This is a genomic window from Bacteroidales bacterium (genome assembly GCA_014860585.1).
In the GTDB taxonomy this organism is placed as follows: Bacteria; Bacteroidota; Bacteroidia; order Bacteroidales; family 4484-276; genus RZYY01.
The window spans coordinates 1-8,968 of sequence record JACZJL010000079.1; the positions used below are offsets into that span (position 1 = coordinate 1).

9 protein-coding genes and 1 tRNA gene are annotated in these 8,968 nt (G+C 41.0%); 5 read left to right on the forward strand and 5 right to left on the reverse strand.

Annotation, left to right across the window (positions count from 1 at the left end):
* Nucleotides 1–482: 482 nt before the first annotated feature.
* From IH598_08090 to IH598_08105, 4 genes are all read right to left on the reverse strand, one after another.
* Entirely contained in the window at nucleotides 483–1,163 is a 681-nt protein-coding gene (locus IH598_08090) for an energy transducer TonB (protein MBE0638465.1), read from the reverse strand.
* A gap of 99 nt (nucleotides 1,164–1,262) precedes the next feature.
* Nucleotides 1,263–1,637, reverse strand: a complete 375-nt coding sequence (gene gcvH, locus IH598_08095; GenBank protein ID MBE0638466.1) for a glycine cleavage system protein GcvH — start codon at nucleotides 1,635–1,637, stop codon at nucleotides 1,263–1,265.
* Nucleotides 1,638–1,736: 99 nt separating this feature from the next.
* The gene (locus tag IH598_08100; GenBank protein ID MBE0638467.1) at nucleotides 1,737–3,443 is read right to left on the reverse strand and encodes a hypothetical protein; all 1,707 of its coding nucleotides are present in this window, start codon (nucleotides 3,441–3,443) and stop codon (nucleotides 1,737–1,739) included.
* Between the two features lie 60 nt (nucleotides 3,444–3,503).
* A complete protein-coding gene (locus tag IH598_08105; protein ID MBE0638468.1) occupies nucleotides 3,504–4,394 on the reverse strand; it encodes a rod shape-determining protein in 891 nt (296 codons plus the stop codon).
* Nucleotides 4,395–4,585: 191 nt separating this feature from the next.
* On the opposite strand from IH598_08105, the gene IH598_08110 reads away from it, so the two are divergent.
* The 5 genes from IH598_08110 to IH598_08130 all read left to right on the forward strand — a co-directional run bounded on the left by IH598_08110 (nucleotide 4,586) and on the right by IH598_08130 (nucleotide 7,640).
* Nucleotides 4,586–5,329, forward strand: coding sequence for a CPBP family intramembrane metalloprotease (locus IH598_08110; protein MBE0638469.1), 744 nt, complete (start codon nucleotides 4,586–4,588; stop codon nucleotides 5,327–5,329).
* Nucleotides 5,326–6,324, forward strand: a complete 999-nt coding sequence (locus IH598_08115) for an SDR family oxidoreductase (GenBank protein ID MBE0638470.1) — start codon at nucleotides 5,326–5,328, stop codon at nucleotides 6,322–6,324. The genes IH598_08110 and IH598_08115 overlap by 4 nt, the downstream gene beginning before the upstream one ends.
* Entirely contained in the window at nucleotides 6,314–7,114 is an 801-nt protein-coding gene (locus tag IH598_08120; protein ID MBE0638471.1) for an SDR family NAD(P)-dependent oxidoreductase, read from the forward strand. Before IH598_08115 ends, IH598_08120 begins: the two co-directional genes overlap by 11 nt.
* A gap of 204 nt (nucleotides 7,115–7,318) precedes the next feature.
* Nucleotides 7,319–7,393: transfer RNA gene (locus IH598_08125), tRNA-Val, on the forward strand.
* A gap of 34 nt (nucleotides 7,394–7,427) precedes the next feature.
* Entirely contained in the window at nucleotides 7,428–7,640 is a 213-nt protein-coding gene (locus tag IH598_08130) for a GIY-YIG nuclease family protein (protein MBE0638472.1), read from the forward strand.
* Between the two features lie 13 nt (nucleotides 7,641–7,653).
* On the opposite strand, the gene uvrC is transcribed toward IH598_08130, so the two are convergent.
* On the reverse strand, nucleotides 7,654–8,968 hold a 1,315-nt coding region (gene uvrC, locus IH598_08135; GenBank protein MBE0638473.1), incomplete at its 5' end, for an excinuclease ABC subunit C.

The window sequence follows — 8,968 nt, forward strand, 5'->3', positions numbered from 1 at the left end:
AGCGGCTACAAGCCCGGACTTTACATCATAAGGCTGGAAATTGGAGGGGAGATTGTTACGAAGCGGTTGGTGGTGATGTAGAACTTTTAAACCTACAGGTTTTTGGCAGGCAGAGCCTGCAGAAATAGATTCGGCTTAGGCCGGAGCCTAAGCCGAACAAAGGAAAATAAAGCAGCCGGGGACAAAACTCCGGCTGTTTTTGTTTTTATTAAACATTGAGAAAAACCTGTCAAGTTTTTTCAGGCAGAGCCTACAGAAATAGATTCAGCTTAGGCTCCAGCCTAAGCCGAACGCCGGGATTGGTGGTGATGTAATGGGGTAGCATTCCCTTTCAAAATTCAGGTCGATGTGAGAAGTCTGAAACGCAAGTTTTAGAGATTTCAAGGTGCAATCGATAATTTCAAAAGGATGGGTGCATTAGAACATTACAAAAAAAATCCCGGAAATTGACATTCCCGGGATAAGAAATCATTTATTGAATGTTACCCTTGTAAGGTGAACCTGATCGGCATGTTAAACTGAACACGTACGGGTTTACCTCTTTGTTTACCGGCATTCCAACGCGGCATCATCTGGATAACCCTGACTGCTTCCTCATCACAACCACCGCCGATACCACGAAGTACTCTGACATCGGTAACACGTCCGTCAGTTTCCACAACAAATGTAACGTAAACAGTTCCCTGGATTCCGCTTTCACGGGCAAGCTGCGGGTATTTGATATTGTCCTGGAGGAATTTCATTCTTGCTGCATCTCCACCCGGAAATTCAGGCATGGACTCAACCACGGTGAAAATCTCCAATTCTTCGATTTCTTCCTCAACTTTTACTACAGGAACAAAATCGGCAATTTCCGTGGTTTGGTCTGCTTCAACGTCAATTTCGATGTCATCTTCCACCTCAACATCATCTTCGACAACATTGATGATCGTGATTTGCTTTGGAGGTGGAGGTGGAGGTGGTTTTAATTCTTGTTTGGTGATCGGGATAATTTCTTCGGGGGTATTGTCGACCTGCACCTGTATGTCAAGAGAACTGCCTCTTTCATAGCTTTTGTAATTGAAAGCCAGCAATACAACTGCAAGTGCAACAACGAAACCTAGCTGCATAAAAATTGATTTTTTGCTTTCCAGGTCGGCTTTTTTACTTTTTTTTGCTTCCATGATGTTTATTCATTTAATTTGGTTTGTAACCAGTATTTTACAAACGTAATGCCATGATTGCATATTGTTTTTTGTCGTGTTGTGAAAACCATCAAATTATTATATCAACTCTTTATAGCTCTTTGCGTCAAGCAACAATTCGACATCTTTTACATTGTCGGGTTTAATTTTTACAATCCATCCTTTGTTATAAGGATCGCTGTTAATAATCTCAGGATGCTCATCCAACTCTTCGTTAAATTCCAACACTTCCCCGGCTATTGGCATAAAAAGATCTGAAACTGTTTTAACCGCTTCGATAGTGCCGAATGTTTCTTCTTTTTCAAGTTTTTCACCCACAGTTTCCACTTCAACAAAAACGATATCTCCTAATTCGTTTTGAGCGTAATCAGTAATTCCAACTATAGCTGTGTCGCCTTCCAGGCGCAACCATTCATGGTCTTTAGTGTACTTTAAGTTATCAGGAATGTTCATAATCTTGAAAAATTTAATTTGTGGCAAATGTAAGAACTTTTGAAAAAATGGACAGAATTGCAAAAAATTAATTTTAAACCTGTTTTTGATTTCCGTGGGCTATTGACTGCAATGGATATAATATTGAGTGGTCGCCGGATCATATACCATGATTGATTTCAAAGCCTCTCCAAAATTTCCTCCTACTATATAAATTTTGTCGTCAATGCCTATCGCACCAAAAAATGAACGTGGGCTTGGCATCGAAGTTTTGGTTTTCCATTCATTTGTTAATGGATAATATTCTTCGGTAATGCTGTTATAATTGTATAAAGTTCCGCCGCCCAGCACGTAAATCTTATTGTTTACAACGGCGCCACTGCATCCTGAACGATAATATGAAGTAGAATAATATGTTGTCCATGTGTCAGCTGTCGGATTGTAGAATTCATTGACATTAAGAACATCCTGATTCCACCCGCCAATAGCATAAATACCATCATTTGTTTGGGCGGTTGCAAAGTCAGTTCTTGCTGTAGTCATAGGGGCTTTATCTACCCAGGCAGAAGTGACCGGATCATACATTTGATTAGTGTTTAGCGCAGTATTATTAAAAAAACCGCCAATGAGATAGATTTTACCGGAAACAACAGCAGCACCACATCCAGACCTGGCTTGCGGCAAATTTGTTGCCAGTGACCAACTGTTATTCAAAGTATTGTAAACCTGGTGTCGGTTAACGATTGTATTTCCATTATATCCCCCCAGAACGTGAATTGAACTTCCAATCACAGCAGCAGCAGCATAAACCACTGCCGTTGGCATATTGGATTTTTTCTCCCAGGTTTGATTATCCAGATCAAATACCTCAACCACATTACTGACTGAACTAACGCCGTCCCAACCGCCAAATACATAAATTTTATTATTTACAGTGGCCACTGCTGCACCAAAACGCGAGTAAGTCATTGGTGGTAAATCGTTCCACAGGTCGCCGGCAGTAATTCCTGTTCCGGAATAAAAATAACCCGGAGGTGGTTCTGGACTAAGACTTTGAATACAACCACCAGGTGGAACTATGGCACTGGTTGGAATTGGCAATTTGACATATCCTCCATTGGAAAGGTAAATGGTATCATTACTTATTGAGATTACCTGAATTTCATTTTCCGGTTGGTTGTCATTATCAGCTACCTCAATTGTTACTGAATTACCACCGGAAATTTGTATTTGCCGGGATGTTCCGACCGAAATTACATTCAGACTTTGATTGTCCGAATCAGTTATGGCTCCGCCTCCCTGGCTCAATACAACAGTATTTCCTAATTTGGTCAACGTTTGAAGCTCATTGGCAGCGCTCAAATCCCCAGTGTTTGAAATAACATCTTCATCAATGTCAATTCCTTCACCAGCCATGAAACTGTTTCCTGATTGACTGGAGTATAGGGCGTAAGGTACTGATAATAATTGCGTTTGCCCGGCAAGTTGATAGTTTGTCCCACCTGAATCATCAAACTCAATACGGATAAAATAGTTTCCATCTTCCCAGTTGATGCCCGAAAAACTGCCAAGCAAAATGTCACCTGTGCCGATCTTAAGGTTAATCCTTCCATAACTGTCGGTTGTTACATCCTGAATTTCAGCGTAATGAACAATGTTTTGTACGGTATCTGAAAGGATGCTTATCTTTAGACCGATATCATTGTTTATAATTGGGGCGCCATCAGTTGAACGTAAAACAGCCTGATAATTAAATGCAAGCGGAGATTGAGCCATACCAGCAAAATGTGCAAGTACCAAAAGGCAAAATGTTGAAATTGTTTTCATTCATTGTTTTTTTTACAAAGGTAATGCATCAACCTTTCCAAAGTCGAAAAGAAGAGCTATCTATTTGTTTTTTTTCTTAAGGTAAGCTTCAAACATCTGATAGATAAGGCCATCAGCTAACCCTATTTTGGGAACATACACTGAATTAGCTTGAATAACCCTGGTAATAAACAGAAAAACATCAGTAGCCGGAACGATGACGTCAGCACGATCGGGACGCAATCCAAGCCTTTCGATACGGCCATCAAGATCAAAACTTTTCAGGTGCCGGGAAGCATATTCGAGGTTTTCGAATGATAGATTTGTTTCATCAGGTTTCCCATAGATCTTTGCAATTTTATTAATGTTCCCGCCAGATCCGATGACAGTAATCATTCCGAAATCCTCCTTAAACTGCATTAACCACTCTTCCATCGCTTTCCATTCTGAGTCCGGGACTTTATCGCTTAGCAACCGAAGAGTCCCTATTTTGAAGGAGTTTGCCTCGATTAGTTTATGTTTCGACAGCACCGAAATCTCAGTGCTACCCCCGCCAAGGTCAACATACATGGTGAGTTTCTTTTCTTGCGGGAAAGCATAATCGTCGGAGGCACGTATAATGGCAGCTTCTTCAAGCCCGTCTATCAATCGAACATTGATGCCTGTCTGTTTTTTGATTTTTTTAATCAGTTCCAAACCATTAACTGCTTCGCGCATAGCTGCAGTAGCGCAGGCAGTAAAAGAGCGGGGCTTGTAGACGTCAATCAGCAAACTGAAAGCCTCGAGGGTTTTGATTAATTTTGATGCCCTTTCTTTCGAAATCTTGTTGGTGTTGTAAACATCCATCCCAAGTCGGATAGGAATTCTGATCAAAGTCGCCTTCTCAACCCTGATTTTACCCTCTTGTTGAAAAGCATTGGCAAACAGAAGTCTTACTGCATTTGAGCCGATGTCGATAGCAGCAAATATCATTTTCTAACCATTAATAATTAGCTTTGCAAAGAAAAGTGAAATCCTTCAAAAGCAGTTATCCAGGCACAATTACTTTTAAACTTTTTATGAACGGTTTTTTGGCAACACCTTCATTTTTTGACCGACTGATCATGGGAAATATTTATTTTTACACTTTCAATGAACCAATTCGCCCAACAGCTGATATCTAAATGAGTCTTTCTTTCGATGATATGGGAAAGGATAATTTACTTTTTGTTTTTGCAATTACTGCAACTATTGTTGGGTATTATGGCTATTATTACCTGAGCCAGAGTGAATCGATTAAAGACTGGTTTGTTGGAAGGTTCTTAGGAAAAAAATTTTGGCTTCGTTGGATTTTATTCCAAAAAATTTGTGGTTTTATTTTTATGGGCTTAATACCGGGAATTATTTATATCTTTATTTTTAATGGCCGGATTTCTGATTTTGGCATGAACTTAAATCTTTTGATTTCCAATTGGTATTGGCTGATTGGAATCCCTATGCTGATGGTTGTGATTAACAGATTTTTAGCACAGGGGAAAAGTCTCCAGCAGCAATACCCGCAAATGAGGCTGAAGCGTTGGTCAAAAGAAATGTTTGCATTAAGTGCTTTCGGCTGGATTATTTACTTGCTGGCGTATGAATATCTTTTCCGGGGGCTATTACTCTTTTTGAGTTATGAAGCTTTTGGTTTCTGGCCTGCCATTGCCATTAATGTCGCCATTTATTCAGCACTTCACATGACCAAAGGCGCAGGAGAAACGTTAGGGGCAATTCCTTTCGGGATACTTACATGTATTATTACACTGAGCACTGGCACTATGCTTATCCCGGTATTTGCACACATAGGGCTCGCTGTTTCCATGGATTATTTTGCCTTGAAATATAATCCTGAAATGGAACTCAATTCAATCAGTGGAGGGAGCCAATGAAATATTTTATCACTGGGGCAACAGGATTTATCGGAGAAAGGCTGGCCATGCGCCTGGCTGAAAACGGAAATGTTGTTCATGCATTGGTTCGTTCAACACATCGTGCAAAAAACCTCAATCACCAAAACATCGTCATCTTTGAAGGAGATATTTTGGACATTCAAAGCATCGATGCAGCCATGCGAGGTTGTGATTTTGCATTTCATCTTGCAGCTTATGCAAGGGTTTGGTCTAAGGATAAAGATTGGCCGCACAAAATCAATGTTCAGGGAACGGTTAATGTATTTGAAACGGCTTTAAAAAATAAACTGCAACGGGTTGTTTTTACTTCAACAGGAGGAACGCTGGAGCCATCCGATGGCAATCAGCCGGTTGATGAAAATCCCCCCCGTACCATTGCTTATTTTAACGAATACGAATCCACAAAGGCTGAGGCTGAAAAGGTTGTTCCGGAGTTTGAGAAAAAAGGCCTTGATGTTGTGATCGTAAACCCCACCCGTGTTTACGGTCCAGGATTGATCACCGAAAGCAATGCAATGACAACAATCATCAGGCGCTTTAACCAGGGTAAATGGTATTTCATCCCTGGTGATGGGTCTAAACTTGGTAACTATGTTTTTGTCGAAGATGTAGTGTACGGGCATCTGCTTGCTATGGAAAAAGGGCGTACAGGACAACGTTACATCCTCGGCGGCGAAAATATAACATATGATGGTTTTTTTCAAAAATTGAAGGAAATCACCTCAAAAGATCATCGATTGTTCCATGTTCCGTATTGGCTAATGTTTGCCGGATCTAATATCCATTTTGCTTTTGCGAGATTAAGAGGACGATCTCCACGGATAACACCACGATGGATCAGGAAGTATTTACACCATTGGGCTGTGTCTGTTGTAAGAGCTGAAACTGAGCTTGGATATTGTGTTACACCATTCGATGAGGGATTACAGAGAACTGTGGATTGGTTAAATAAAAAACAGAGAAATGATGAGTGATGAAACTTCGATTTTTTTTACATTAATAACCGGCGCCAGTTCCGGCATCGGGAAAGCATTAGCAAACGAGTTGGCAAGAAAAGGTCAAAATCTGTTTTTAGTGGCCTTGCCAGGCAATGGATTAGATAATTTTGCGAAAGAACTGATTAAAAACTTTGGCGTAAAAGTAGAATATCTGACCGTTGATCTCACAGCACCTGAAACCCCTCAGTTGATTTACGGTCATGCAATAAAACGTGGATTGAAGATTAAGATTTTGATCAACAATGCCGGAAACGGTCATGTAGGTAAATTTGAGGAAATGAGCCAGACCAAGATTGAAGAGATGATTCACCTGAACATCAGGGCGCTCACAATGCTAAGCCTTCTATTCGTGAAAGACATGAAAACAGTTGAAGGTGCACATATCCTCAATGTCGGAAGTTTTGGCGCCTATACTCCTGTGGCTTACAAAAGTGTTTACCTTGCCACAAAGTCATATGTTTACTATTTTACAAGGTCATTAATGCAGGAGTATCACACGACAAAAATCAATTTCAGTGTTCTTATGCCGGGTGCTGTGGTTACGAATGGAGAAGTTGAAGAAAGAATAAAAAATGCAGGATTTTTAGGGAAGTTTTCATCGCTAACCCCGGAATACGTGGCAAAATTTACAGTTAAGGCGATGATAAAAGGGAGATTCAGTATTTTGCCAGGCTATGTGAATCGCGCTATTTTCAGAATCAGTGCATGCCTACCAAGTGGAATTTTACTCTACATCACCAGACATATTTTCAATAAGACCTGTTGATTTGAAATTTTTTCCCCAAGAAATTCTTTTTTTCTTGCTTAAAAAAATAATAGCAGTATTTTTGCCGCCCGTTTGAGGGATTTAGTTCAGTATATTTTTGGGAGTTTAGCTCAGTTGCTTGCGCGACTGAAGTCATTCAGGCGGGGTTCAGAGCATCCCGACTCGCAAGTCGGGAGGGTCACTGGCTGAAAAATTGAAATAATGGGGAGTTTAGCTCAGTTGGTTCAGAGCATCTGCCTTACAAGCAGAGGGCCACTGGTTCGAATCCAGTAACTCCCACAAAACCACCTCACAAGGGTGGTTTTTTCATGCTATGTCATTTCACTTCTACATCCTCTATTCCCCATCACTCGATTGTTATTACTATGGTCACACTGAAAATATTGATGACCGTCTTCGTAAGCATAATTCAAAACACAAAGGATTTACCGGAAAAGTTGGCGATTGGCGTGTGGTTTTCACCGGGATTTATCCGACAAAGGAACTTGCTTATGCCCGGGAGCGGCAAATCAAGAGAATGGTTTGATGCATCGGAGATTTCAACTTCCTGGATTTTTTTTGAAATATTCAAACACCTCCTGACCTTTGATTTTGCCGATGGCAGCCTGTAACTCCCCCAGGCTGGCTTCACGGATTCCTTTCACCGACCTGAATTTTGAGAGGAGTTTCTGGGCGTAGATTTTACCGATCCCCCCGATTTCAGTTAATGTGGTTTTTACTGTTCCTTTTTCATGTTTTTTTCGGTAATGGATGATACCAAATCGGTGCGCCTCATCCCTCATGTGTTGGATCACTTTCAGGGTTTCTGATTTTTTGTCAATGTGCAATGGAATAGGGTCATCAGGAAAATAGAGCTCTTCAAGTCTTTTGGCGATTCCAACAATACTGATTTTTCCGCGTAATTCCAATTTATCCAGACTTTTCACTGCGGACGATAACTGACCTTTACCTCCATCAATAACAATGAGTTGGGGCAGGCTTTGCTCTTCCTCAATCAGCCGCTTGTACCTTCGGTAAATCACTTCTTCCATTGAAGCGAAATCATTTGGACCTTCAACAGTTTTAATGTTGTAATGCCGATAATCATTTTTACTGGGCCTGGCATTTTTAAAGCAAACCATCGCCGCTACTGCGTAATGGCCCTGCATGTTTGAGTTGTCAAAGCATTCGATGTGAACCGGTGGTTCAGGCAACTGAAGATCGGCCATCATGGTGTTTAAAATCCGTTTTGCGTGTCGTTCAGGATCCACTAATTCCTGTTGTTTCCTTTTTTCGAGCAGATAATATTTGGCATTGCGCTCCGAAAGTTCAAGCAGGTGCTTTTTGTCGCCAATCTTTGGGACAGTGAGCATGGTTGAAGGGAAGGAAATTTCAAGTGCAATGGGAATAATCAACTCCTGCGAGTCACTTTCAAATCGTTGGCGCAAATCGGTAATGGCCAGTATGAGGAGATCTTCATCCGTTTCGTCGAGTTTCTTTTTTAATTCGACAGTGTGGGCCTGCACGATGGCGCCATTGATGACCTTGAGATAGTTAACATAGCCGGCCTCATGATCTGAAATGATTGAAAAAACATCCACATTGTGAATGTTTGGATTTACAACCATAGATTTGCTTTGGTATTTCTCCAGCAAAACGATTTTTTCCTTCACTGCCTGTGCCTTTTCAAATGCCAGTTCATCAGCATAGCGTTTCATCCGTTCACGAAGACTTCCTAATACATTACTGATGTTTCCTTTCAGAATTTCCTTGATTTCGAGAATCGAAGCGTTGTACTCTTCTGCTTCCTGTAACCCTTCGCATGGGCCTTTGCAGTTACCAAGATGGTATTCGAGACAAACCCTGAACTTACGG

Bases quoted from the DNA above. Each gene is read 5' to 3' on its own strand.
- IH598_08115 (MBE0638470.1), top strand. From the start codon at position 5,326: ATGAAATATTTTATCACTGGGGCAACAGGATTTATCGGAGAAAGGCTG.
- IH598_08120 (MBE0638471.1), top strand. From the start codon at position 6,314: ATGATGAGTGATGAAACTTCGATTTTTTTTACATTAATAACCGGCGCC.
- IH598_08090 (MBE0638465.1), bottom strand. From the start codon at position 1,163: ATGGAAGCAAAAAAAAGTAAAAAAGCCGACCTGGAAAGCAAAAAATCA.
- IH598_08110 (MBE0638469.1), top strand. From the start codon at position 4,586: ATGAGTCTTTCTTTCGATGATATGGGAAAGGATAATTTACTTTTTGTT.
- gcvH (MBE0638466.1), bottom strand. From the start codon at position 1,637: ATGAACATTCCTGATAACTTAAAGTACACTAAAGACCATGAATGGTTG.
- IH598_08105 (MBE0638468.1), bottom strand. From the start codon at position 4,394: ATGATATTTGCTGCTATCGACATCGGCTCAAATGCAGTAAGACTTCTG.
- IH598_08100 (MBE0638467.1), bottom strand. From the start codon at position 3,443: ATGAAAACAATTTCAACATTTTGCCTTTTGGTACTTGCACATTTTGCT.
- IH598_08130 (MBE0638472.1), top strand. From the start codon at position 7,428: ATGTCATTTCACTTCTACATCCTCTATTCCCCATCACTCGATTGTTAT.